This is a genomic window from Pseudomonas sp. MAG002Y (assembly GCF_019400845.1).
GTDB lineage: Bacteria > Pseudomonadota > Gammaproteobacteria > Pseudomonadales > Pseudomonadaceae > Chryseomonas > Chryseomonas luteola.
The window spans coordinates 43,860-66,629 of the sequence record NZ_WOEJ01000011.1; the positions used below are offsets into that span (position 1 = coordinate 43,860).

Genomic DNA, 22,770 nt, shown 5'->3' on the forward strand with positions numbered 1-22,770 from the left:
TCAGTTCAGATGTTCGACTCGGATACGAACAACAGCCCCTACCACATCCTCAAGTGACTCAAGCGCCTTGATGGCTTCATTCATATGCTGTTCATGTACCCGGTGGGTCAGCAGAATCATGGGAATCAAGCCGTCATGTTCCTCGGCTTCCTTCTGCATAATCGACTCTATATTAATGCCACGCTCCGACAGGATACTTGCCACCTGGGCCAACACACCTGGATGGTCCTTGGCTTGGATACGCAGGTAGTAGGCGCTCTCACAGGCTTCGATAGGCAATACCGGATGATCGGACAAAGCGTCAGGCTGGAAGGCCAAGTGCGGAACGCGATTTTCCGGATCTGACGTCATGGCACGTACCACATCGACAAGATCAGCCACTACGGAAGAGGCCGTTGGCTCCATACCAGCGCCTGCGCCATAAAACAGTGTCGAACCCACCGCATCACCGTTAACCATGACGGCATTCATTACCCCATTTACGTTGGCAATCAGGCGATCGGCTGGAATCAGGGTGGGATGAACACGTAGCTCAATACCCTTCTCGGTGCTGCGCGCAACGCCCAGATGCTTGATGCGGTAACCCAGTGCCTCGGCATAACCAACGTCGGCCGTGGTCAGCGTGGTAATGCCTTCGGTGTAGGCCTTATCGAACTGAAGCGGAATACCAAAGGCAATGGATGCCAGAATGGTAAGTTTATGCGCCGCATCGATACCTTCAACATCAAAGGTTGGATCCGCCTCGGCATAACCGAGCGCCTGGGCTTCCTTGAGTACGTCTTCGAACGTACGGCCCTTTTCGCGCATTTCGGTCAGGATAAAGTTGCCAGTACCGTTGATGATTCCCGCCACCCAATTGATGCGGTTAGCCGCAAGGCCCTCACGCACAGCTTTGATAACAGGAATGCCTCCAGCAACCGACGCTTCGAAGGCTACGATGACGCCTTTTTCACGCGCCCTGGCAAAAATCTCATTGCCATGCACTGCGATCAACGCCTTGTTTGCGGTAACCACATGCTTGCCGTTGTTGATTGCACGCATGACCAATTCACGGGCCACTGTGTAACCACCAATTAGCTCGACCACCACATCGATTTCCGGGTTATCCACCACAGCGAACACATCGTCGGTAATCGGGGTAATACCGGTATCACACTTGGGATTAGGACGACGCTGAGCAATCTGTGCTACTTCAATACCACGGCCGGCACGACGTGCAATCTCTTCAGCGTTTCGTTTGAGCACATTGAAAGTACCGCCACCCACGGTACCCAGTCCGCAAATACCCACTTTTACCGGTTTCACGCTTTATTCCCCTGCTGTAGGCCTCGGTAGAACACCCGGGCTGATAAAAACTTGGAAACGGAGTTTACCTCAAGCACGCCGCTTGGCTGCCACGTATCGCTCAGGCTTATCGTCAAGACCAAACGGCCGAGCTTAGCTCGGCCGTCATGACTGCACTATACCTATTTACCGGCTGCCAGCGCGTCATTTACCAATTCTGACGCTGGCTGGTAACCAGGGATCATATGTCCATTGGCAAGAATAATGGCAGGCGTGCCCTGAATGCCAATCTGTTGCCCCAGAGTGAACTGCTTCGCAACCGGATCCTCACAGGAGGCAGCCTTGATTTCCTTACCCTCGAACATGCGCTCCATCGCCTCGGCCCGATCCTTGGAGCACCATACTGCCTCAAGCTGCTTATACCCCGCCGAATTTAAACCTTGACGCGGGAATGCCAAATAACGCACCTCGATACCCTGCTTGTTCAACTTGGGAACTTCGGCGTGTAGCTTCTGGCAATAAGGGCATGTGGTATCCGTAAAAACTGTAATGTGAGCTTTCGTCTCGCCCACTGCCGGAAAGACGACCATCTGCTGCTTGTCCAAACCATTGATCTGCTTGGCCACTGCTGCATTTTCAGCCTGTTCCGTCAGGTTAACGGCGTGACCGTCCTTATACTGGTACAGGTATCCTTGAACGATGTATTGCCCATCAACACTGGCATACAGGATACGCCCGCCCTTGAGCTGAACCTCATAAAGGCCTTCAAAAGGGCTTTTCCCAATCGACTCGATACCCAGATCAGGCTGTAGTGCACTCAAGGTCTTACGGATAGCCTGCTCGGATTCAGCCATTGCAAAAGTACTTGCGAGCCCCAGGCAAACCGCCAGCACCAAACGAGTAATGCGCATGAATAACTCCTGTGAACAATAGCTGCCAGCCTACCACAGAGGCCGACCCTACAATTTAACCGCGAGGATGATGTTCCGCATGCAGAGCCTGCAAACGAGCCCGGGCGATATGCGTGTAAATCTGGGTTGTCGAAAGGCTTGAATGGCCTAAAAGCATTTGTACGGTACGCAAGTCAGCACCATGGTTGAGCAGATGGGTTGCAAAGGCATGGCGTAGCGTATGGGGTGAAAGCGGCTTGTCGATACAGGCCACCTGGGCGTGCAGCTTGATGCGGTGCCAAAAGGTCTGCCGCGTCATTTCAGTCCCACGCAGGCTCGGAAACAGCACATCAGATGCCAACCCGTTCTGTAACAGGCCGCGCGCTTCCTTCACATACCGCTCCAGCCAATTGATAGCCTCCTCCCCCAGAGGAATCAGACGCTCCTTGTTTCCCTTGCCAAACACCCGCATCGAGCCCTGTCGCAGATTTACCTGCTGAAGCGTCAACCCAACCAGCTCGCTGACTCGAAGACCCGTTGCATACAGTACCTCCAGCATGGTTCGATCACGCAAGCCCAGCGGGTCATCAGTATCCGGTGCGGCAAGCAATGCCTCGACATCTGCCTCGGACAAGCTTTTGGGTAGAGGAGCGCCAAGGCGAGGCATATCGACCTGTAGCGTAGGATCAACATCGATCAGTCCTTCACGAACCGCATATCGATAAAAACCACGAACGCTCGATAGAAAACGCGCCGTTGAGCGTGCCTTGTAACCCTTGTCCAGCCGCCAGGCCAAGTGATCAAGAATCATCTCTCGACCAGCTTTTTCAAGCGAAACGCCCTGCTCCGTCAACCAGGCGTTGAACTGCCCTAAATCATTGGAATAGGCGTCACGCGTGTGTTCGGATAAGCCTTTCTCAAGCCATAAGGCATCCAAAAATCGATTGATGTACGGATGATCTCGCATCGGCAGTGTTACAACTCAGGAGTGTTGAGGGAAGTCCGGCAGAACAGCGACGGGACGCTTATCCTCATCGATCGCAACAAAGCTAAAAGCACCACTGATCGCCAGTTCACGTCCTTCGTTATACATACTCTCGAGGTAAACCTCGACACCCACCTTGATGCTGGTATTACCCACTTTTATCACTCGACCAATCAGCTCAACGATAGAGCCACCTGGAATGGCGTGATTAAAATCGATACGGTCGGTCGATACCGTTACCAGCGGCAAACGGCAAAACCGTGTCGCCGTAATGAAAGAGACTTCATCCATCCACGCCATCGCCTGCCCGCCAAACAACGTGTGATGATGATTGGTATCAGGAGGAAATACCGCTTTGGCCACGCGCGTTTCAGACAGCTCTGCTCGGCGTGCGATTTCTTGCTCTCTAGGGGTCATGGACATCCGGGAACTCGCTTGGCTAACTCACCATACTGACTTTTCATCCATGCAACAAAAAAGCAGCCCTAGGGCTGCTTTTTTGTGGAATCGCTGAATTAAGCCAGCTTTTCCTTGATACGTGCTGCCTTGCCAGACAGTTCGCGCAGGTAGTACAGCTTGGCTTTACGAACATCACCGCGACGCTTGACGCTGATGCTGTCGATCATGGGGCTGTAAGTTTGGAAGGTACGCTCTACACCTACACCGTTGGAAATCTTGCGAACGGTGAAAGCACTGTTCAGGCCGCGGTTACGCTTGCCAATTACAACGCCTTCAAAGGCCTGCAGACGCTGACGGTCGCCTTCCTTTACTTTTACTTGAACGATTACGGTATCACCGGGCGCGAAAGCCGGGATTTCCTTGTTCATTTGTTCAGCTTCAAGCTGTGCAATAATCTTGTTGGTCATGCTAGTGTGCTCCTAAGACAAGCCGTCAGACCTGCCATCGATACGTTAACTATCGTCCTGTTGACGAAGGAATTCCGCCAACAGCTTCTGCTCTTCTCCAGAAAGCGAGCGTCTTTCCAGAAGATCAGCGCGCCGTTTATAGGTCCTTCCAAGGGACTGCTGTAAACGCCAACGCCGGATATGCTCGTGATTACCACTGAGCAGCACATCAGGTACCCGCCGTCCCTCATACACCTCAGGTCGAGTGTAATGAGGACAATCGAGCAGACCGTCCGTAAACGAGTCCTGCTCGGCGGAATCTACATGCCCCAACGCTCCAGGCAGTAGCCTCGTCACCGCATCGATCAGGACCATTGCTGGCAGCTCGCCGCCAGACAGCACATAGTCACCAATCGACCATTCTTCATCAACGTGCGCTTCAATAAAGCGCTCGTCGATACCTTCGTAACGACCAGCGATCAGAATGAGGTGTTCTTCTTTCGCCAGCTCCTTCACCCCTTGCTGCGACAGCTGTCGCCCTTGAGGGGAGAGGTAAATTACTTTTACCGAGCCCTCAGCCTTGCTGCGTGCATCATTCAATGCCCGCTCCAATGGCTGAATTTTCATCACCATGCCGGGACCACCCCCAAAAGGACGATCATCAACAGTCTGATGCCGGTCTTCGGTATAGTCCCGCGGATTCAGGCAATTGAGTTGAAGTAACCCCTGCTTGACCGCACGACCGGTAATCCCGAAATCACGGACGGCTGTGAATACTTCAGGAAAGATACTGATGACGTCGACACGCATGATTTAAAAATCCGCGTCCCAGTCAACCCGCATCTCACCTGCCACTAGATCAATCGACTTGACGAATTGCTCCAAAACATAGGGCAACAAACGTTCGCGATCGTCCAGACTGCCGACACATGGCTTTACCACCATGACATCGTTGGAACCAGTCTCAAGCAAATGATCCACCACGCCGAGCATCTGCCCTTCCTGGTTGATCACTTTCAGCCCTTCGAGCTGGTACCAGTAGTAATCACCTTCGTTCAGGCCTGGAAGCTCATGGCGAGGCACACAAATTTCGAACCCTGAAAGGGCTCGCGCCTCTTCGCGATCATCCAGACCTTTAAGCTTGGCCGTCAGGACTTTGCCGTGAAGGCTGCCCTTTACCAAACTTATCTTGCGGATTTCGCCATCACGACGCAGGGTCCAATGACGATACTCCAGCAGATTGTCCAAGGGGTCGGTGAAGGAATAGACCTTCACTTCGCCACGCACGCCATACACCGAGACAATCTTACCGAGGACAACCAGGTCCTCTTCAGGCGCAGGCGTCTGACTCATAAATTTCAGGCAGTTGCCTTAGCAGAGTCCTTGAGCAGCTGAGCAACGCGCTCAGACGGCTGTGCACCGTGGCTCAGCCAGTAGCTAGCGCGCTCGGAGTCAACAGACAAACGGATTTCATTACCGGAAGCAACCGGATTGAAGAAGCCGATGCGCTCAACGAAACGACCATCACGGGCGTTACGGCTGTTAGTCACGGTCAGGTGATAGAAGGGGCGCTTCTTGGAGCCACCACGGGCAAGACGGATGGTTAACATGTGAACTTTGTTCCTGTAGTCGGTGCTTTACAAATGTTACGCACGCTGGGCCTCAGGCCCGAAAGGCCGCATATTCTAAGGATAATCCGAGCGATTGCAAACTCTTTTTCCCTATCTTATGCAGGGCTGATCGCCCAACGGCAGCAACCTGGGGATTTACAGCTTGGGCATTCCTCCTGGGAACATGCCACCCATGCCACGCATAAGCTTTGACAAGCCGCCTTTGGAGGTCACCTTTTTCATCATTTTCTGCATCTGCTTATGCTGCTTGATGAGGCGTCCTACATCTTGTACCTGGGTTCCGGAACCCATGGCGATTCGACGCTTACGCGAGCCGCTGATCGTTTCTGGATCACGGCGCTCAGCAGGCGTCATGGAGTCGATAATAGCCTCCATCTGCTTGAACTGTTTTTCGGCTGCTCCCTGAGCATTTCCCATCTGGGACAAATTGACACCACCCATCATGGTAGGAAGCTTGTCCATAAGCGAGCCAAGGCCGCCCATACTTTTCATCTGGCGAAGCTGGTCACGGAAGTCTTCCAGATCGAACCCTTTGCCCTTCTTGAGCTTCTTGGCCAGCTTTTCGGCTTTTTCCTTATCCAGGTTCTGCTCGGCCTGCTCGATAAGGCTGAGCACATCGCCCATACCCAGAATACGGGAAGCAATACGATCAGGATGGAAAGGATCCAGCGCCTCGCTCTTTTCTCCCATGCCCAGGAATTTGATCGGCTTGCCTGTAATGGCTCGCACGGACAATGCCGCACCGCCACGGGCGTCACCGTCGACCTTGGTCAGCACGACGCCTGTCAAGGGAAGCGCGTCATTGAAGGCCTTGGCGGTATTAGCCGCGTCCTGACCCGTCATGGCATCCACAACAAACAGCGTCTCGGCAGGCTTGATCGCGGCATGAACCTGCTGAATTTCAGCCATCATTTCTGCATCGACATGCAAACGACCAGCGGTATCCACGATTACGACATCAATGAACTTGAGCTTGGCTTCACGCACAGCGGCTTCGGCGATCGCAACAGGCTTTTGGCTGATATCAGAGGGGTAGAACGTAACGCCGACCTCATGAGCCAGGGTTTCCAGCTGCTTGATCGCGGCAGGACGATAGACGTCAGCAGAGACAACAAGAACGCTTTTCTTCTTGCGCTCTTTCAGGAAGCGCGCCAGCTTGCCTGCTGTAGTAGTCTTACCTGCACCCTGCAGACCAGCCATGAGAATAACGGCCGGTGGAGAGACATTGAGAGCCAGATCTTCGTTTGCAGCCCCCATCAGCTCTTCGAGCTCGGCTCGAACGATTTTCACGAAGGCTTGGCCAGGAGTGAGGCTCTTGGAGACTTCAGTGCCTACGGCACGGTCCCTGACCTTATTGACGAAATCCTTGACGACCGGCAACGCCACGTCCGCCTCAAGGAGCGCCATGCGCACTTCACGCAGCGTGTCCTTGATGTTGTCTTCGGTCAATTTTGCCTTGCCAGTGATATGGCGAAGGCTCTGTGAAAGTCTATCTGTCAGGTTTTCAAACATGCAAATGCGTCCAAAACTGGCGGCAGGTTGTGAAGTATAACGAAGAGGACGTCGGCTGGCATCGTCTACAGTCTTCCTTGAACACTGGCATCTGTGCCAAACTCATCCGCTTTCGGCTCAGTGATTCAAGGATTTATGTCATCCCTGTTGCCCAGCCTGACGGCTGCCCTTCTCTATAGTGTCGCCACGGCCTATCAAAGTGTGTGTCTGACCACGCGCAAGCGTCCCAACAATACCCTTTTGGTCTCGTTGGGCGTAGTGGCGTTGCTCGCCCATGGCGCGGCCTTGTTCATTCAGCTGATTCTACCCAGCAGTCTTTCGCTGGACTTTTTTGATGCGTCCAGCCTGATCGCGGCGGTAGCCATACTTCTGATTCTGCTCGGCTGCATCCGCATGCCGCTACAGACATTACTGGTACTGATTTATCCTCTAGGAGCCATCACGACGCTCCTGGCTGATGTGTTACCGTCGGGCACTGTTCAACCGATCGATATTACGCCAGGCATATTAACCCATGTCCTGCTCTCGATTGTTGCCTACGGTCTGTTAACACTGGCTGTTTTTCAATCGTTGCTGCTATTGATTCAGGACAGGCAGCTCAAGAACAAGCACCCATCGGGGCTGATCCGGAGCTTCCCCCCTCTGCAAACCATGGAAAGCCTGCTGTTTGGTTTTCTGTGGGCGGGTTGGGCTGTATTGTCCTTATCCCTGATTTCCGGCTGGCTGTTTCTCGAAGACATGCTTGCCCAGCACCTGGTACACAAGACGGTTCTGTCCTGTGTGGCGTGGGTCCTGTTTGGCGTCCTGCTGTGGGGGCGTCATCGCATGGGCTGGCGTGGACACAAGGCCATCCGCTGGACATTGGCCGGCTTCTGCCTGTTGATGCTCGCGTATTTCGGCAGCAAGCTGGTGCGTGAATTCATCCTGCATATCTGAAGATCGCCTCATAGGCACCTCGTCCCTCGCAAGCCTTGCCGGAAACGGCAAGGCTTGTCCATAATCCAAAGGCTTACCCAGCTAAACGTCTCTCTCTGCGGTTACCCCTTCGTCGATAGAGCCGCGTCATAACAGGCTAACGATTCACATCCGCACCGGATGATTACGCACCTGTGCCCTACCCGGGCAAGCGTACGAGTCAGGCCATAAAAAAACGACAGCGCCTGGGACATCCAATGACTGCTACTGCAACCTACGAGGCGGAACCTGTTTCGCCTGCCGCGCCTGCAAACTCTACAGCCCGTATCGCAACGGCAAGCTTTATTGGCACGGCTATCGAGTTTTACGATTTTTATGTCTACGCTACCGCCGCCGCACTCGTCATCGGCCCGGTGTTCTTTCCACAAACATCTGCGATTGCGCAAACGCTCAGCGCATTCATCACCTTTGGCATCGCTTTCCTGGCCCGTCCTCTCGGCTCTGCACTGTTTGGCCATTTCGGCGATCGGATTGGTCGAAAATCCACTCTAGTGGCTTCGCTCCTCTTGATGGGTGTTTCGACCACACTGATCGGCCTGCTCCCTGGCTATGCCAGCATAGGTGGCTGGGCCCCCGTGCTGTTGTGCGTTCTCAGATTCGCCCAAGGGCTTGGACTGGGCGGAGAATGGGGTGGCGCCGCGCTGCTGGCAACGGAAAATGCGCCGAAGAACAAGCGAGCCTGGTTTGGCATGTTCCCCCAACTGGGCCCGTCTATCGGCTTCCTTGCGGCTAACGGCTTGTTTCTCGCGCTGGCCGTGCTGCTATCGGACGAGCAATTCAAGGCCTGGGGCTGGCGGATTCCTTTCATCCTGAGCGCCGCCTTGGTAATGGTTGGCCTTTATGTCCGCCTCAAACTAAGTGAAACACCAGTGTTCGCCAAAGCGATGGAGCGACACGAAAAGCTGCGCCTTCCATTAACCGAAGCAATTACCAAGCACTGGCACCCCATGCTGCTGGGCGCCTTATCCATGGTGGTGTGCTATGCGCTGTTCTATATCTCAACAGTGTTTTCGCTGAGCTATGGCGTTAAAACACTAGGGTTCAGCCGAGAGGGCTTTCTAGGGCTCCTGTGCTTTGCCGTTCTGTTCATGACTCTGGCTACCCCTCTGTCGGCCTGGCTTGCCGACCGTTATGGCCGCAAACCAGTTCTAGCAATCAGTGCAGCCGCCGCCCTGCTGTCAGGCTTTGCCATGGAGCCTCTGCTTACCCATGGCTCAACAGGTAGCATTGCGCTTTTCCTGGCGCTGGAGCTGTTTCTCATGGGTATGACGTTCGCACCGATGGGCGCGCTGTTACCGGAGATTTTCCCCACCCACGTCAGGTATACCGGCGCCTCGGCCGCGTATAACCTTGGCGGTATCCTGGGTGCCTCGGTAGCGCCTTATATTGCGCAGAAGCTAGCCGATACCGGAGGCTTGAGCTGGGTAGGAGGTTATGTTTCCGCAGCGGCGCTGATCAGCTTGATTGCCGTACTGTGCCTTAAGGAAACACGAGATCGGGAATTGTAATCAAGCGACAGCCCTGTGCAGGCAGGGCTGTCGTCCCGAAGGATTAAAGCGTTACGCTGATGGCTTGCGACGCCTTGGTCGCCTTTTCACGGGCCGCTTCCACCGACTCATCTCGAGCCAGTGCCACGCCCATTCGGCGCTGCCCTGCCACTTCAGGCTTGCCAAACAGGCGCAGGGCCGTATCCGGATCACTTAGCGCTGCACCTAGATTGCCGAAACTTGTCTGGGTAGATTGTCCTTCAACCAGCAGTACGGCAGAGGCTGATGGACCAAACTGGCGAATGACCGGTATCGGTAATCCCAGAATGGCACGGGCATGAAGGGCAAACTCAGAGAGATCCTGAGAAATCAGCGTTACTAAGCCTGTATCATGGGGACGTGGAGAGACTTCGCTGAACCACACCTGATCGCCTTTTACAAACAGCTCAACGCCAAACAGACCACGCCCGCCCAGCGCCTCGGTGACCGCCCTGGCAACACGCTCGGACTCAGCAAGTGCCTTGGGACTCATCGCTTGCGGCTGCCAGGACTCATGGTAATCACCTTTTACCTGACGATGACCAATAGGTTCGCAGAAGGATGTCCCATTGACATGACGAACTGTCAGCAAGGTGATTTCATAATCAAAGTCGATAAAGCCTTCAACAATGACGCGTCCCTTACCCGCGCGTCCGCCCTCCTGAGCATAATCCCAGGCGGCCTGAATGTCTTCGCTGCACTTGATGACGCTCTGCCCTTTGCCGGAGGAGCTCATGATCGGCTTCACGACACAAGGCATGCCTACAGACTCGACGGCAGCGGCATACTCTTCAAAGGTGTCCGCGAAGTGATACGGTGAAGTGGGCAAACCCAACTCCTCCGCAGCCAGACGGCGAATACCTTCGCGGTTCATGGTCAGCTGCGCAGCGCGTGCGGTAGGCACGACGGTATACCCTTCGCCCTCCAGCTCAACGAGGGTTGCCGTGGCAATTGCCTCGATCTCGGGCACGATGTAATGAGGTTTTTCCTGCTCGATGATCGCGCGAAGCGCAGCGCCATCCAGCATATTGATGACATGACTACGATGGGCTACCTGCATGGCCGGTGCATTGGCATAACGATCGACGGCAATGACCTCCACACCCAAACGCTGTAGCTCAATGACAACTTCTTTACCAAGCTCACCAGAGCCACATAACAGAACGCGAGTGGCGGTAGGTGACAATGGAGTTCCTATCTGGGTCATGCAGCATCCTCTGGTGTATACAGTCATGGGTTTAACCGGGCTGCCCCATAGCGACAACGCACTCGATCGCTATCTGAGGTGCCCTTAGAAATAGTGGCCAGCGGCGCAGGCACGTTCCTCACACAGCTGCAAAACCCTACGCCGCTCGGTGTTGGTCATGCGTCCCCATTGAGATATTTCCTGAGCGGTGCGCTGGCATCCTGTGCACATATCGGCCTCATCCAGCACACAGACTTGCACGCAGGGAGAGCGAACAGGCTTTTCGTTTTCATTCATGTCCAAGGCTGTCATCTCGTACAGGCAGCGGCCTGATAACGTATCGTTGGCATGAATTCTACTTGGCCTGATGGCAGAAGTGCATCAAAAGGCATCATTTCTCAACTGAATGAGGCGGCTCATGAAGCGAAATGCCGGCATCATAAAGCAGGTTGACCAGCTCCACGATAATGGCAGCCGTCAGGCCCCAGATCCGATACTCACCGTACTGATAACTTGGGATATAGGAACGTCGCCCCTGCTCATCGATCCTCGGCGTGACCTCTGGAGGCACTTCGCACAGAAAGCTGAGCGGAACCGTAAATACGGCTGCGATTTCAGCGTCGTTGGGCGTGTACTCCACGTAATCGGGAATAATGCCGACATAAGGCGTTACCTTGATCCCGTAATAAGAAATCAAGGGGCTCAACGGCCCGACCACTTCAACCAGCCCCGGCGGCAGACCAATCTCCTCATACGCCTCACGCAGCGCTGTATGAATAAGGTCCGGATCTTCCGGATCACGTCGCCCACCTGGTAATGCGACCTCTCCCCCATGCGTCGACAGATTGCTGGCGCGCAGCGTCAGAACCAGCTCAGGATCATCACCTCGAATAATAGGCAACAATACGGCGGCTTCGGGGTGTGTACGATCAGTCTCCAGGTGACGCGGTCGATAATGCCGCAATCGATGGAGCAACTCATCCACGATGCTTTCTCCACACGCTTACTCTTGAGGCATCATGGCATGGAATATCCAGCTTGCCCAACCCCTTGCTTGCAGCCTCAGCTCCTCGCAAGATGGCAGGACGACGAGGAGGCATCATGAAATTCTGTAACTATTGCGGCGGCACGCTGGTTCAGCGCATTCCCGAGGGGGATACGCGCCCTCGCTACATCTGCACACAGTGCCACACGGTGCACTACCAGAACCCTCGCATTGTGGCGGGATGCCTGCCCGTCTGGGGAGATAAAGTACTTTTATGTCGCCGCGCCATTGAACCTCGCCGCGGCTACTGGACACTCCCGGCCGGCTTCATGGAAAACGGCGAAACGATCGAACAGGCCGCCGCCCGTGAGACTTGGGAGGAAGCCTGCGCTAACGTCGGCAACCTCAAGCTCTATACCTTATTCGACCTGCCCCATATCAATCAGGTTTATATGCTGTTCCGCGGCGAGCTTGTCGGCGGGTCGTTTGGCATTGGTGAAGAAAGCCTGGAAACAGCCCTGTTTGACGAAGCAGATATCCCTTGGTCGTCACTCGCTTTTCCGACCATTGCGCGTACCCTAGAATGCTTTTTTGCTGATCGCCGAACCGGTCACTATTCAGTGCATCATGAAGGCATCGCACCCATGCTGGAACGCTAGTTCCAGCTGATATATACAGAGTGAACAGCAGCACGCCTTGGCTGCTTTCTGCAGTCGCTTAGCTAGGGATTATTTTTCAAATGCGCCGGATGTATTGGCTTACTGCTTTCTGTTGCCTGTTTTTCTCTACCCTCTGCCTTGCCAGCACGACAACAACACTTGATGGCCGGACAATCGACAAGGTGCTGGTCATAAAGTCGATGAACAAGCTTGAGCTGCTCAGCAAGGGCGAAACCATCAAGTCCTACCGGGTATCACTGGGCAAATTCCCCAAGGGGCCCAAGTTTCGCGAAGGGGATCAGCGCACGCCAGAAGGCTTCTACTGGATAGACTGGCGAAAGACGAGCGACAAGTTCAATCTGTCGATGCACATCTCATACCCCAATGCACAGGACCTGGCACGCGCAAAAGCAGCAGGCGTGCCACCGGGCAGCATGATTATGATTCACGGCACACCTATCGATGAAGAATACCCGGAGTGGTATTTTTCTTCGCTGAACTGGACGAATGGATGCATTGCGCTAACCAATGCAGATATGCGTGAAATCTGGACACTCGTCAAGGACGGTACGTTGATCGAGATACGCCCCTGAAGCTCCGGTACACACCTGAAGCACAGGAGTCACAACGTTCGGCCTTGACCTAGAATGACGCCAGCTGCCACACCTCATAGGCTGGCGTCTCATAGGGATGGGCTTTGCGTAACGCCTCGACAGCCTGCTTTACATAGTCATCGGTCACGACCAGCTCTACTTTCCATTCTGCCACGCGCTCCAGCTCGCCAATCTTCCCTAGAAAAGGGTTGCTTCCAGCACATGGGCGAAACTGCCCCTCCCCCAAGACCTGCCAGCAGCACGCCTCGTAATTACCGATGCGACCACCTCCTGCAGAAAATACCGCGTCCTTGACGGACTCCAGATGGCTGCCTGGCACATAGAAGCATAACTTGTACATAAATCCTCCAGATGCAAAAAGGCCGGTCATACCTGAAACAGTATGACCGGCCTTCTCGGACTTATCAGTCTACCCAGACACGCGCATTACGGAACATGCGCATCCAGCCGCCGTCCTCGCCCTGCCAATCACATGGGATCCAGGAATTTTGAACTGCGCGGAAAACGCGTTCAGGGTGCGGCATCATGATGGTGACGCGACCATCACGGCTGGTCAGGCCCGTAATACCCAGCGGCGAGCCGTTGGGGTTGGCCGGATACGTCTCGGTGACACGCCCATGGTTGTCAACGAAGCGTAGCGAGACGGTGCCAGAGGCATCTGCTGCCTGCAGGGCCGCGGCGTCCCTGAACTCGGCATGGCCTTCACCGTGCGCAATGGCAATCGGCATGCGCGAGCCTGCCATGCCCGCAAAGAACAGGGATGGCGATTCCTGTACCTGTAGCATGGCAATACGCGCTTCGAACTGCTCTGAGCGGTTACGCACGAAGCGTGGCCAGAATTCACTGCCCGGAACAAGCTCGCGCAGGTTCGAGACCATCTGGCAGCCGTTGCAGACGCCCAGCGTAAAGCTATCCGTACGCTCGAAGAATTGCTGGAACGCATCACGTGCACGGGCGTTGAACAGAATCGACTTGGCCCATCCCTCACCGGCACCCAAGACGTCACCGTAGGAGAAACCGCCGCACGCAACGACACCCTTGAAGTCGTTCAAATCGACACGACCAGCAAGAATATCGCTCATGTGCACGTCTACCGAGGCAAAGCCGGCACGGTCAAACGCTGCAGCCATTTCGACCTGACCGTTAACGCCCTGCTCACGCAGAACCGCGACCTGAGGCCGTATACCTGTCTTGATATAAGGTGCAGCGATGTTTTCGTTCGGATCAAAGCTCAGCTTGGCAGACAGGCCCGGATTGTTCTCTTCGAGCAATGCGTCGTATTCCTGCTGAGCACAGTCAGCGTTGTCACGCAGTCGCTGGATCTGATAGCTGGTTTCGCTCCAGATACGCTGCAACGAGCGGCGCTCGGCCTTGAAGACGTTCTGCTCGTTATAGGTGATATTGACCTCGTAACCGTTTACCGGCTGGCCAATGACCGCCACGCAATCCTCAAGACCTGCAGCAGTGAACTGCGCCAGCACTTCGGATGTGAAATCCTGAGGCACCTGGATCACAGCACCCAGTTCCTCGGCAAACAAGGCGCGGGTCAGTTCATCACGGGTAGCGGCCAAGGCATCCAGTTTCAGAGACAGGCCACAGTGACCGGCAAATGCCATCTCCACGAGCGTCGTGATCAGGCCACCATCGGAACGGTCATGATAGGACAGGATGAGCCCGTCCTTATTGAGCCCCTGGATGACGGCAAAGAAGGCCTTGAGGTCCTCTGCATCATCCACATCAGGTGCCTTGTGGCCGATCTTGTTGTGAACCTGCGCCAGAATTGAACCACCCAGGCGGTTCTGGCCTCGACCAATATCGATCAGGATCAGGTCCGTTTCGCCTTTATCCATGCGCAGCTCAGGCGTCAGGGTCTGACGAATATCCTGCACTGGAGCAAAGCCCGTCACGACCAGCGACAGAGGCGACGTCACGCTCTTGTCTTGACCGTTTTCTTCCCAGCGGGTCTTCATGGACATGGAGTCCTTGCCCACGGGGATGGTGATACCCAAAGCCGGGCACAGCTCCATGCCCACTGCCTTTACCGTATCGTACAGGCGAGCATCCTCACCCGGATGTCCGGCAGCTGCCATCCAGTTGGCGGAAAGCTTGATATCGCTGATTTTCTCGATACGCGCCGACGCCAGGTTGGTCAGTGTTTCACCTACCGCCATGCGGCCAGACGCTGCCGCATCCAGCAATGCCAAGGGCGTACGCTCGCCCATGGCCATTGCCTCGCCGGTATAGACGGTGTAGCTGGTCGCTGTAACCGCGCAGTCAGCCACTGGAACCTGCCAGGGACCAACCATTTGATCACGCGCGACCAGGCCGGTGATGGTCCGGTCACCGATGGTGATCAGAAAGCTCTTGCTGGCAACGGCTGGATGCCGAAGAACGCGCTCTACCGCCTCCTTGAGCTCCAGGCCGGCACCGTCAAAGTCATCACCCAGCGCTTCCTCGCGAGTAGCGGAGCGATGCATACGTGGAGGCTTGCCCAGAAGAACATCTAGCGGCATGTCGACCGCATTATTTTCAAAATGGCTGTCCGCTACCGTGAGACGACGCTCTTCAGTAGCCTCGCCAACTACCGCGAACGGGCAGCGTTCACGCTCACAAATGGCCTTGAAAGTTTCAAAGTTCTCGGCGTCCACGGACAGCACATAGCGTTCCTGGGACTCGTTGCACCATATCTCGAGCGGGCTCATGCCGGGCTCGTCGTTAGGTACGTTGCGCAGCTCAAAGCGACCGCCACGACCGGCATCGTTGACAAGCTCAGGGAAGGCATTGGATAGACCGCCTGCGCCTACGTCATGGATGAAGGTAATAGGGTTCTTGTCACCCATCTGCCAGCAGCGGTCGATCACCTCCTGGCAGCGGCGCTCCATCTCGGGGTTTTCACGCTGCACGGAAGCGAAGTCCAGGTCTGCCGAGCTGGAGCCAGTGGACATCGACGAGGCAGCGCCTCCACCCAGGCCGATCAACATGGCCGGGCCACCCAAGACAATCAGCTTGCCACCTACGGAGATATCACCTTTCTGGACATGGTCGGCACGGATGTTACCCATACCGCCCGCCAGCATGATCGGCTTGTGATAGCCCCGGACCTCTTCGCCACGTGGGGTTTCAACCGCCTGCTCGAAGGTACGGAAGTAACCTGCCAGTGCCGGGCGGCCAAATTCGTTGTTGAATGCCGCGCCGCCCAATGGCCCTTCGATCATGATATCGAGTGGTGTCACGATGCGTTCGGGCTTGCCGTATGGCTTTTCCCAAGGTTGCTCGAAACCTGGGATATTCAGGTTGGAAACCGTGAAACCGGTCAGACCTGCCTTGGGTTTTGCACCACGACCGGTCGCCCCCTCGTCTCGGATTTCGCCACCCGAACCCGTAGAGGCGCCAGGGAATGGTGCAATTGCTGTCGGGTGGTTATGGGTTTCCACCTTCATCAGGATATGAATCGGCTCCTGATTGGCGCTGTACTGACGAGTCTGCGGGTCAGGATAGAAACGACCGGCAGTAAATCCCTCGATCACCGCAGCGTTATCCTTGTAGGCAGACAGGACGCCCTCACGGTGCATTTCATAGGTGTTCTTGATCATACCGAACAGGGATTTTTCCTGGCCTTCGCCATCGATATCCCAGCTGGCATTAAAGATCTTGTGACGGCAGTGCTCGGAGTTTGCCTGAGCAAACATCATAAGCTCGATGTCATGGGGGTTGCGACCCAGTCCCTGGAAACTCTTGACCAGGTAATCGATCTCATCATCCGCCAGGGCAAGACCTAGTTCGCTGTTGGCCTTTTCCAGCGCGGCACGGCCGCCATTCAGGATATCGATGACCGTCAGCGGCTTGGGCGTCGCATGACTGAACAGGGCTTCTGCCTCATCCAGACCTCCCAGCACGAGCTGGGTCATACGATCATGCAGGGTGGCAGCCACAGCCTGAACATCGGCATCGGACAGATCGCCAGCAATATAATAGGCGACGCCCCGTTCGATGCGCTCGATCTTGGCCAGACCGCAATTATGGGCGATGTCAGTGGCCTTGCTGGACCACGGCGAAATCGTGCCAAAGCGCGGGACTACCAGGAACAGCCGGCCTACAGGCTCTTGTACCGGAACACTGGGTCCGTATTTGAGCAAGCGCTCAAGCACGTGCTCCTCTTCAGCGGTAAGCGTGCCGACCACCTCGGCAAAATGAGCGAACTCGGCATAAAGTCCGGAAACACCCGGCACTTTACGGGTCAGTTGGTCGAGCAGTTTGCCGTGACGAAACGAAGAAAGAGCGGGAGCGCCGCGCAAGATCAGCATCGTAGGACAGCCTCGGGGCTAGAGGAATTTCAGGGGCCGGTATTCTACCGCAAAGGACCCGGCGAGACACCTTTAGGCGACAAAGGTTTCGCTAATGCTGCGTCAAACCGACTCATGCAGCCGTCCTGAGAAACGCTTCGCTCCAGAAATAACGACCTCTCGACGGCTTGAAGATGCCTCTTGGAAACCCTGGAATCGTCGCGACTGATCCCACTTCACTCGGATATTTTGGCCTTGCTTAGCAAAAATTGGTTACGAGTGGAATCCAGGCAATAGAAAATTCTGTGGCGCTCCCCTGGTATGGCACTTGGATAGCTTTGCGTATACTGAGTGGATGTTTGCACACCATGCGCTTTGCCTGAAACGAATCGCCTGCATCATGGCGACTGCGATCTTTCTGTTGCTCCAGGGGTGCGAAGAGCCTGACGAAGCTCCTCCCAAACAACCCACTACCCTGGAACGGATACAGAAGGAGGGCGTTCTACGCGTTATTACCCGCAACAGCCCGGCGACCTATTTCCAAGACCGTAACGGTGATACCGGCTTCGAATACGAGCTGGTGAAAAGCTTCGCCGACAGCATGGGGCTCAAACTGCAGATCGAAACTGCAGATAACCTGGATGATCTTTTCAACCGTCTCGACAGTGCTGAAGGACCAGTCCTGGCAGCGGCAGGCCTGACGCCCAGCCCGGCACGGCAGGAGAAGTTCCACTTCTCTCATCCCTATCTTGATGTTGTTCCGCAGGTCATCTATCGCAATGGTTCACGGCGCCCTGCACAGGTAAGCGATCTGGTAGGCAAGCGCATCATGGTGCTCAAGGGAAGCAGCCAGGCGGAACAATTGGCTGCGCTCAAACCCCAGCAGCCGGATCTTACCTACGAAGAGTCTGATCAGGTTGAGGTGGCTGACCTGCTGAAGATGGTCGATGAGGGCCAGATCGATCTTACGCTGGTCGACTCCAACGAGCTGGCCATGAATCAGGTCTACTTTCCCAACGTGCGCGTCGCCTTTGATCTCGGAGATGGACAAAGCCTCGCCTGGGTAACAGCCGAGCGCGAAGACGGCACCTTGATGAAAGCCATCAACGCTTTTATCGACAAGGCCAAGCAGGACAATACGCTTCAGCACCTCAAGGAGCGCTACTACGGTCATGTGGATGTTCTGGGGTATGTAGGCGCCTACACCTTTGCACAGCACCTGCAACAACGCCTGCCTGTTTATGAGAAGCACTTCCGCAAGGCTGCACAGCAACGGGAGGTCGATTGGCGGCTTCTGGCTGCCATCGGGTATCAGGAATCGATGTGGCAGGCTGATGCGACCTCAAAAACCGGGGTACGCGGCCTCATGATGCTGACCAACAACACAGCCCAGGCCATGGGCGTGTCCAACCGGCTCGATCCCTTCCAGAGCATCGAGGGCGGCGCCCGGTACTTCAATCAGATTCGCGGCGAGCTTCCCGAGTCGATCAAGGAGCCGGATCGGACCTGGTTCGCCCTGGCAACCTACAACATTGGCAGTGCGCATATTGCAGATGCGCGAAAGATGGCGCAGGACGAAGGGTTGGACCCTAATCGCTGGCTGGACGTCAAACGCATGTTGCCACGACTCAGTCAGAAGCAATGGTATAGCAAGACCCGTTACGGCTATGCCCGAGGCGGCGAAACGGTGCACTTCGTGCAGAATATTCGCCGCTATTACGACATTCTGACCTGGGTGACCCAGCCGCAGATGGAAGGCTCACAGCTGGCCAAGAGCGGCATGCACCTGCCCGGTATTGCTGAAAAGGAACCCGAGCAGGAAATGTAGCCGACGGGCCTAGACCATCTTTGGCTTTGAAGGCTTGGCGATCAGTTTATCTACCGCCTTGGCTGCGGCCACCATGCCAAAGGTTGCGGTCACCATCATGACCGCACCAAAACCGCCAGAGCAATCCAGTCGTACCCCTTCCCCTACAAAGCTTTTCTGCTGGCACACGCTGCCATCCGGCTTGGGATAACGCAGCTGCTCGGTCGAGAACACGCACGGCACGCTGTAGTGCCGGCTGGGGTTACGTGAAAACCCATAGTCGCGGCGCAGCAGTGAACGTACGCGGGATGCCAACGGATCGTTATAGGTCCGGTTCAAATCGACGACCTGAATCTGGGTCGGGTCGATCTGACCACCCGCTCCACCGGTTGTGATGATGTTGATCTTGCGGCGCTTGCACCATGAGATCAGAGCAGCCTTGGACGCGACGCTATCGATACAGTCCAGCACCAGATCCATCTCCGGCGTGATGTAATCCGCCATGGTCTCCCGCGTGACGAAATCCGCCACGGCATGGACGGCGCACGCCGGGTTGATTGCCCGGATGCGCTCAGCCATCACATCGACCTTAGCCCGTCCCACCTGTCCTTCCAACGCATGGATTTGTCGATTGGTATTGCTGATGCAGACATCGTCCAGATCGAACAGACTGATACGGCCAACGCCACTGCGCGCCAGGGCCTCGGCCGCCCAGGACCCTACACCACCAATACCGACTATCGCGACATGACTGGCAGCCAGACGCTCGAGCGCATCGTTACCATACAAGCGGGCAATGCCACCAAAGCGTTGTTGATCAATATTCATAATGGCTCTCACTCAACGAGCTAACAGTATAAAGACATGCCACGGCATTGTTGATCACCGAAGAGCGACGCTCCTTATGGCGTTTTGCTTTACCATGGACAACTTTTCGTGCCCTTGCTGCTTCAGGATTCATCCATGACGACCCTTACCCCGACGCTCGAGCTTGCCTGCGAGCTCATCCGCTGCCCCTCCGTCACACCGGTCGACGAGGGCTGCCAAGCCCTGATGATGACGCGGCTTGAAGCAGCAGGTTTTGCGCTCGAGCCCATGCGTATCGAAAACGTCGATAATTTCTGGGCACGCCGGGGAGGCGAAGGTCCGGTGTTGTGCTTCGCCGGGCATACCGACGTTGTGCCGACCGGGCCGGTCGAGGCCTGGCAACAAGGCCCCTTCGATGCTCAGGTCGACGCAGACGGCATGCTCTTGGGGCGTGGCGCAGCGGACATGAAAGGCAGCCTGGCCAGCATGATCATCGCGGTCGAACGCTTCGTAGCCGATCATCCCAACCATCGAGGCGCCATTGCCTTTCTGATTACCAGTGATGAAGAAGGGCCTGCCCTGCACGGGACACGCGCGGTGGTCGAGCGTCTGCGTGCACGCAATGAACGCCTGGACTGGTGCATTGTAGGCGAGCCTTCCAGTACGACGCTTCTGGGCGACGTCGTCAAGAACGGTCGCCGCGGTTCGCTCAACGGCAAGTTGACGATTCGTGGCAAGCAAGGCCACGTGGCCTACCCTCATCTGGCTCGCAACCCCATTCATCTGGCCGCAGCCGCGCTGGCAGAACTTGCCGCTGAACAGTGGGATGCCGGTAATGACTTTTTCCCGCCCACCACGTTCCAGATCTCCAACCTGAACTCGGGCACAGGCGCAAATAATGTAATCCCGGGCGAGCTGAATGCCCTGTTCAACTTCCGCTTTTCGACCGAGTCGACCGAAGAGGGACTCAAGGCGCGCATTGAGGCTATCCTGAACAAGCATAACCTTGACTGGCACATTGACTGGTCTCTTTCGGGCCTGCCCTTCATCACCGAGCCTGGCGAATTGCTGGACGCTATCGCCTCGAGCATCCAGGCGGTTACCGGTCTTACAACAGAAGCCTCTACCAGCGGCGGGACCTCGGATGGTCGCTTTATTGCCACGCTTGGCACACAGGTGGTTGAAGTCGGGCCTGTTAACGCTACGATCCATCAGGTCAATGAACGAGTATTGGCCAGTGATCTGGATTTGTTGACCGAGGTGTACTACCAGACCCTGGTAAGGCTGCTGGCATGATGTTGATCTGCCCCCTCTGCTCGGCCCAGCTGACCGAGGCACAACAAGGTGTTATCTGTGAGCAAGGCCACCGTTTTGACCGTGCACGCCAGGGCTATTTGAACCTGCTGCCTGTACAGCACAAGAAAAGCCGTGACCCTGGCGACAATGCCGAGATGGTTGAGGCGCGTCGCCGCTTTCTCGATGCTGGCCACTATGCTCCGCTGGCGCAGCGTCTGGCGGAACTGGCACAGGAAAAAGCACCGGCTCGCTGGGTCGATATTGGTTGCGGCGAAGGTTTTTATACCACGCGTCTAGCAGAAGCACTGCCACAGAGCGATGGTTACGCGCTGGACATCTCCCGTGAGGCGGTACGCAGGGCGAGTCGCCGGGCGCCGCGGGTGAACTGGCTGGTTGCCAGCATGGCCCGCATTCCCTTGCCCAACACAAGCTGCCAGCTCCTGACCAGCGTATTCAGTCCGATTGACTGGGCTGAAGCCGTACGCTTGCTGACGCCCGGCGGCGGCATACTGCGCCTTGGTCCGGCGCGTGATCATCTGATCGAACTGCGCCAGCGGCTGTACGATGATGTACGTGATTACGACGAGGCCAAGCACCTGCAGGGCTTGCCTTCGGCGCTGACATTGGCCGACAGTGAAACCTTGAATTTTCGCCTCAGCCTGGAAACTCGCGAAGCCCGAGCCGATCTGCTATCCATGACACCCCATGGTTGGCGTGTTAATGCCGAGCGTCGCGAACGCGTACTGGCTGAACCCTTCGAGGTCACCGTTGCCGTACGCTACGATTGGATTACCCGGACCTGAAAGCCCTATCGAGATTAACCATGCGCCAGCCAGACATTGAAATCTACCTCAAGGATGCCGACCAGCCTGCCATTACCGAGTGGCTGAGCCAGGCGCTGGGTACCTGCAGCGAGTGGCGCCAGCAGGGGCAAACCTACAAGTGTACGGTCGACTACCAGGGCACCGTGATTCCAGTAACCTGGCTACCCAAAGCTGTCGGCAAATGGAACAGCCTTCTGCTGGAAAGCGATGCAACCCCCTGGGAAGACGATCTGGCCTGCGCCAAGGCAGCCGCTGCCGCACTGGATATCCAGGTACGGTGCGCCCCTGGGAGCTGGGAAGAGGAACAGGGCGAGGAGGATGCCGATCGCTGGATAAAAGTCACCTCAGCCGGCATAGAAGAAATCATCTGGCGAACCTGAAGATTTGCCAGTAATAAAAAAGCCCGTCAGCTCAACTGACGGGCTTTTTTCAGGATTCAAAGCTTGGAGACGTCTTCGGCCTGTAGACCTTTCTGGCCCTGAATCACAGAAAACTCCACCTTTTGGCCTTCAATCAACGAGCGATGCCCCTCGCCACGGATGGCGCGGTAATGAACAAACACATCCGGGCCACTCTCACGTTGAATGAATCCATAACCTTTGGCGTCATTGAACCACTTGACGGTTCCGGTCTCACGTTCAGCCATTACCACTCTCCAAGC

The 22,770-nt window shown here is 55.8% G+C and carries 24 protein-coding genes; 8 read left to right on the top strand and 16 right to left on the bottom strand.

From position 1 onward, the window contains the following. The 9 genes from GM154_RS16210 to ffh form a co-directional block, all read right to left on the bottom strand. Positions 1 to 1,305, bottom strand: coding sequence for a homoserine dehydrogenase (locus GM154_RS16210; protein WP_010797597.1), 1,305 nt, complete (start codon positions 1,303 to 1,305; stop codon positions 1 to 3). A 161-nt stretch (positions 1,306 to 1,466) separates the two neighbouring features. Continuing rightward, on the bottom strand, positions 1,467 to 2,195 hold the full coding sequence (locus tag GM154_RS16215) for a thioredoxin fold domain-containing protein (RefSeq protein WP_219652795.1): 729 nt from the start codon (positions 2,193 to 2,195) through the stop codon (positions 1,467 to 1,469). Positions 2,196 to 2,250: 55 nt separating this feature from the next. Continuing rightward, positions 2,251 to 3,141 carry a site-specific tyrosine recombinase XerD gene (xerD, locus tag GM154_RS16220; RefSeq protein ID WP_372238859.1) on the bottom strand — a complete coding sequence of 297 codons (891 nt, stop codon included), beginning with the start codon at positions 3,139 to 3,141 and terminating at the stop codon, positions 2,251 to 2,253. A 15-nt stretch (positions 3,142 to 3,156) separates the two neighbouring features. Next, a complete protein-coding gene (locus GM154_RS16225; RefSeq protein WP_219652863.1) occupies positions 3,157 to 3,576 on the bottom strand; it encodes an acyl-CoA thioesterase in 420 nt (139 codons plus the stop codon). A gap of 98 nt (positions 3,577 to 3,674) precedes the next feature. Beyond that, positions 3,675 to 4,025: a 50S ribosomal protein L19 gene (gene rplS / locus GM154_RS16230; RefSeq protein ID WP_019366570.1), complete on the bottom strand. Its 351-nt coding sequence runs from the start codon at positions 4,023 to 4,025 to the stop codon at positions 3,675 to 3,677. Between the two features lie 45 nt (positions 4,026 to 4,070). Further along, complete coding sequence (trmD, locus tag GM154_RS16235; RefSeq protein WP_019366571.1) at positions 4,071 to 4,814, bottom strand: tRNA (guanosine(37)-N1)-methyltransferase TrmD; 744 nt, start codon at positions 4,812 to 4,814, stop codon at positions 4,071 to 4,073. A 3-nt stretch (positions 4,815 to 4,817) separates the two neighbouring features. Continuing rightward, positions 4,818 to 5,357 carry a ribosome maturation factor RimM gene (rimM, locus tag GM154_RS16240; protein ID WP_122043137.1) on the bottom strand — a complete coding sequence of 180 codons (540 nt, stop codon included), beginning with the start codon at positions 5,355 to 5,357 and terminating at the stop codon, positions 4,818 to 4,820. A 5-nt stretch (positions 5,358 to 5,362) separates the two neighbouring features. After that, positions 5,363 to 5,614: a 30S ribosomal protein S16 gene (gene rpsP / locus GM154_RS16245; protein WP_010797590.1), complete on the bottom strand. Its 252-nt coding sequence runs from the start codon at positions 5,612 to 5,614 to the stop codon at positions 5,363 to 5,365. A gap of 156 nt (positions 5,615 to 5,770) precedes the next feature. Continuing rightward, positions 5,771 to 7,147, bottom strand: a complete 1,377-nt coding sequence (ffh, locus tag GM154_RS16250) for a signal recognition particle protein (RefSeq protein ID WP_010797589.1) — start codon at positions 7,145 to 7,147, stop codon at positions 5,771 to 5,773. A gap of 135 nt (positions 7,148 to 7,282) precedes the next feature. Here ffh and GM154_RS16255 point away from each other — a divergent pair, with 135 nt between their 5' ends. Together GM154_RS16255 and GM154_RS16260 are read left to right on the top strand one after the other, a co-directional pair. Further along, entirely contained in the window at positions 7,283 to 8,083 is an 801-nt protein-coding gene (locus GM154_RS16255; protein WP_010797588.1) for an inner membrane protein YpjD, read from the top strand. 236 nt (positions 8,084 to 8,319) lie between these two features. Then, a complete protein-coding gene (locus tag GM154_RS16260; RefSeq protein WP_010797587.1) occupies positions 8,320 to 9,630 on the top strand; it encodes an MFS transporter in 1,311 nt (436 codons plus the stop codon). 43 nt (positions 9,631 to 9,673) lie between these two features. Here GM154_RS16260 and purT read toward each other — a convergent pair whose 3' ends face one another. From purT to GM154_RS16275, 3 genes are all read right to left on the bottom strand, one after another. Continuing rightward, positions 9,674 to 10,855, bottom strand: coding sequence for a formate-dependent phosphoribosylglycinamide formyltransferase (gene purT, locus GM154_RS16265; protein WP_010797586.1), 1,182 nt, complete (start codon positions 10,853 to 10,855; stop codon positions 9,674 to 9,676). A gap of 84 nt (positions 10,856 to 10,939) precedes the next feature. Further along, positions 10,940 to 11,131 (bottom strand): DUF1289 domain-containing protein, encoded by a 192-nt coding sequence (locus GM154_RS16270; protein ID WP_073450372.1) that lies wholly within the window; start codon positions 11,129 to 11,131, stop codon positions 10,940 to 10,942. 94 nt (positions 11,132 to 11,225) lie between these two features. Beyond that, positions 11,226 to 11,822, bottom strand: coding sequence for a CoA pyrophosphatase (locus tag GM154_RS16275; RefSeq protein WP_197872740.1), 597 nt, complete (start codon positions 11,820 to 11,822; stop codon positions 11,226 to 11,228). 113 nt (positions 11,823 to 11,935) lie between these two features. On the opposite strand from GM154_RS16275, the gene GM154_RS16280 reads away from it, so the two are divergent. Continuing rightward, complete coding sequence (locus tag GM154_RS16280; RefSeq protein WP_010797584.1) at positions 11,936 to 12,478, top strand: NUDIX hydrolase; 543 nt, start codon at positions 11,936 to 11,938, stop codon at positions 12,476 to 12,478. 89 nt (positions 12,479 to 12,567) lie between these two features. After that, on the top strand, positions 12,568 to 13,071 hold the full coding sequence (locus tag GM154_RS16285; RefSeq protein WP_037030094.1) for a murein L,D-transpeptidase family protein: 504 nt from the start codon (positions 12,568 to 12,570) through the stop codon (positions 13,069 to 13,071). Positions 13,072 to 13,120: 49 nt separating this feature from the next. Here the strand turns inward: GM154_RS16285 and GM154_RS16290 are convergent, their stop codons facing one another. Further along, positions 13,121 to 13,432: a YqfO family protein gene (locus tag GM154_RS16290; protein ID WP_219652796.1), complete on the bottom strand. Its 312-nt coding sequence runs from the start codon at positions 13,430 to 13,432 to the stop codon at positions 13,121 to 13,123. A 64-nt stretch (positions 13,433 to 13,496) separates the two neighbouring features. Next, positions 13,497 to 17,396 (bottom strand): phosphoribosylformylglycinamidine synthase, encoded by a 3,900-nt coding sequence (gene purL, locus GM154_RS16295; protein ID WP_219652797.1) that lies wholly within the window; start codon positions 17,394 to 17,396, stop codon positions 13,497 to 13,499. A 334-nt stretch (positions 17,397 to 17,730) separates the two neighbouring features. Here purL and mltF point away from each other — a divergent pair, with 334 nt between their 5' ends. Then, on the top strand, positions 17,731 to 19,203 hold the full coding sequence (gene mltF / locus GM154_RS16300) for a membrane-bound lytic murein transglycosylase MltF (protein ID WP_037030091.1): 1,473 nt from the start codon (positions 17,731 to 17,733) through the stop codon (positions 19,201 to 19,203). A gap of 9 nt (positions 19,204 to 19,212) precedes the next feature. On the opposite strand, the gene tcdA is transcribed toward mltF, so the two are convergent. After that, positions 19,213 to 20,010 carry a tRNA cyclic N6-threonylcarbamoyladenosine(37) synthase TcdA gene (gene tcdA, locus GM154_RS16305; protein WP_219652798.1) on the bottom strand — a complete coding sequence of 266 codons (798 nt, stop codon included), beginning with the start codon at positions 20,008 to 20,010 and terminating at the stop codon, positions 19,213 to 19,215. A gap of 135 nt (positions 20,011 to 20,145) precedes the next feature. Here tcdA and dapE point away from each other — a divergent pair, with 135 nt between their 5' ends. The 3 genes from dapE to GM154_RS16320 are packed head-to-tail and all read left to right on the top strand — an operon-like array spanning position 20,146 to position 22,489. Further along, a complete protein-coding gene (dapE, locus tag GM154_RS16310; RefSeq protein ID WP_219652799.1) occupies positions 20,146 to 21,285 on the top strand; it encodes a succinyl-diaminopimelate desuccinylase in 1,140 nt (379 codons plus the stop codon). Further along, positions 21,285 to 22,088: a putative RNA methyltransferase gene (locus tag GM154_RS16315; RefSeq protein ID WP_219652864.1), complete on the top strand. Its 804-nt coding sequence runs from the start codon at positions 21,285 to 21,287 to the stop codon at positions 22,086 to 22,088. Before dapE ends, GM154_RS16315 begins: the two co-directional genes overlap by 1 nt. Positions 22,089 to 22,108: 20 nt before the next feature. Continuing rightward, positions 22,109 to 22,489: a hypothetical protein gene (locus tag GM154_RS16320; RefSeq protein WP_219652800.1), complete on the top strand. Its 381-nt coding sequence runs from the start codon at positions 22,109 to 22,111 to the stop codon at positions 22,487 to 22,489. A gap of 56 nt (positions 22,490 to 22,545) precedes the next feature. On the opposite strand, the gene GM154_RS16325 is transcribed toward GM154_RS16320, so the two are convergent. Further along, positions 22,546 to 22,755 carry a cold-shock protein gene (locus GM154_RS16325; protein WP_010797575.1) on the bottom strand — a complete coding sequence of 70 codons (210 nt, stop codon included), beginning with the start codon at positions 22,753 to 22,755 and terminating at the stop codon, positions 22,546 to 22,548. Positions 22,756 to 22,770: the final 15 nt, after the last annotated feature.

Bases quoted from the DNA above. Each gene is read 5' to 3' on its own strand.
- GM154_RS16290 (WP_219652796.1), bottom strand. From the start codon at position 13,432: ATGTACAAGTTATGCTTCTATGTGCCAGGCAGCCATCTGGAGTCCGTC.
- GM154_RS16280 (WP_010797584.1), top strand. From the start codon at position 11,936: ATGAAATTCTGTAACTATTGCGGCGGCACGCTGGTTCAGCGCATTCCC.
- rimM (WP_122043137.1), bottom strand. From the start codon at position 5,357: ATGAGTCAGACGCCTGCGCCTGAAGAGGACCTGGTTGTCCTCGGTAAG.
- GM154_RS16315 (WP_219652864.1), top strand. From the start codon at position 21,285: ATGTTGATCTGCCCCCTCTGCTCGGCCCAGCTGACCGAGGCACAACAA.
- GM154_RS16260 (WP_010797587.1), top strand. From the start codon at position 8,320: ATGACTGCTACTGCAACCTACGAGGCGGAACCTGTTTCGCCTGCCGCG.
- tcdA (WP_219652798.1), bottom strand. From the start codon at position 20,010: ATGAATATTGATCAACAACGCTTTGGTGGCATTGCCCGCTTGTATGGT.
- GM154_RS16270 (WP_073450372.1), bottom strand. From the start codon at position 11,131: ATGAATGAAAACGAAAAGCCTGTTCGCTCTCCCTGCGTGCAAGTCTGT.
- GM154_RS16320 (WP_219652800.1), top strand. From the start codon at position 22,109: ATGCGCCAGCCAGACATTGAAATCTACCTCAAGGATGCCGACCAGCCT.
- GM154_RS16255 (WP_010797588.1), top strand. From the start codon at position 7,283: ATGTCATCCCTGTTGCCCAGCCTGACGGCTGCCCTTCTCTATAGTGTC.
- GM154_RS16225 (WP_219652863.1), bottom strand. From the start codon at position 3,576: ATGACCCCTAGAGAGCAAGAAATCGCACGCCGAGCAGAGCTGTCTGAA.
- rpsP (WP_010797590.1), bottom strand. From the start codon at position 5,614: ATGTTAACCATCCGTCTTGCCCGTGGTGGCTCCAAGAAGCGCCCCTTC.
- GM154_RS16325 (WP_010797575.1), bottom strand. From the start codon at position 22,755: ATGGCTGAACGTGAGACCGGAACCGTCAAGTGGTTCAATGACGCCAAA.
- xerD (WP_372238859.1), bottom strand. From the start codon at position 3,141: ATGCGAGATCATCCGTACATCAATCGATTTTTGGATGCCTTATGGCTT.
- ffh (WP_010797589.1), bottom strand. From the start codon at position 7,147: ATGTTTGAAAACCTGACAGATAGACTTTCACAGAGCCTTCGCCATATC.
- dapE (WP_219652799.1), top strand. From the start codon at position 20,146: ATGACGACCCTTACCCCGACGCTCGAGCTTGCCTGCGAGCTCATCCGC.
- rplS (WP_019366570.1), bottom strand. From the start codon at position 4,025: ATGACCAACAAGATTATTGCACAGCTTGAAGCTGAACAAATGAACAAG.
- purL (WP_219652797.1), bottom strand. From the start codon at position 17,396: ATGCTGATCTTGCGCGGCGCTCCCGCTCTTTCTTCGTTTCGTCACGGC.
- GM154_RS16215 (WP_219652795.1), bottom strand. From the start codon at position 2,195: ATGCGCATTACTCGTTTGGTGCTGGCGGTTTGCCTGGGGCTCGCAAGT.
- trmD (WP_019366571.1), bottom strand. From the start codon at position 4,814: ATGCGTGTCGACGTCATCAGTATCTTTCCTGAAGTATTCACAGCCGTC.
- purT (WP_010797586.1), bottom strand. From the start codon at position 10,855: ATGACCCAGATAGGAACTCCATTGTCACCTACCGCCACTCGCGTTCTG.
- mltF (WP_037030091.1), top strand. From the start codon at position 17,731: ATGTTTGCACACCATGCGCTTTGCCTGAAACGAATCGCCTGCATCATG.
- GM154_RS16285 (WP_037030094.1), top strand. From the start codon at position 12,568: ATGTATTGGCTTACTGCTTTCTGTTGCCTGTTTTTCTCTACCCTCTGC.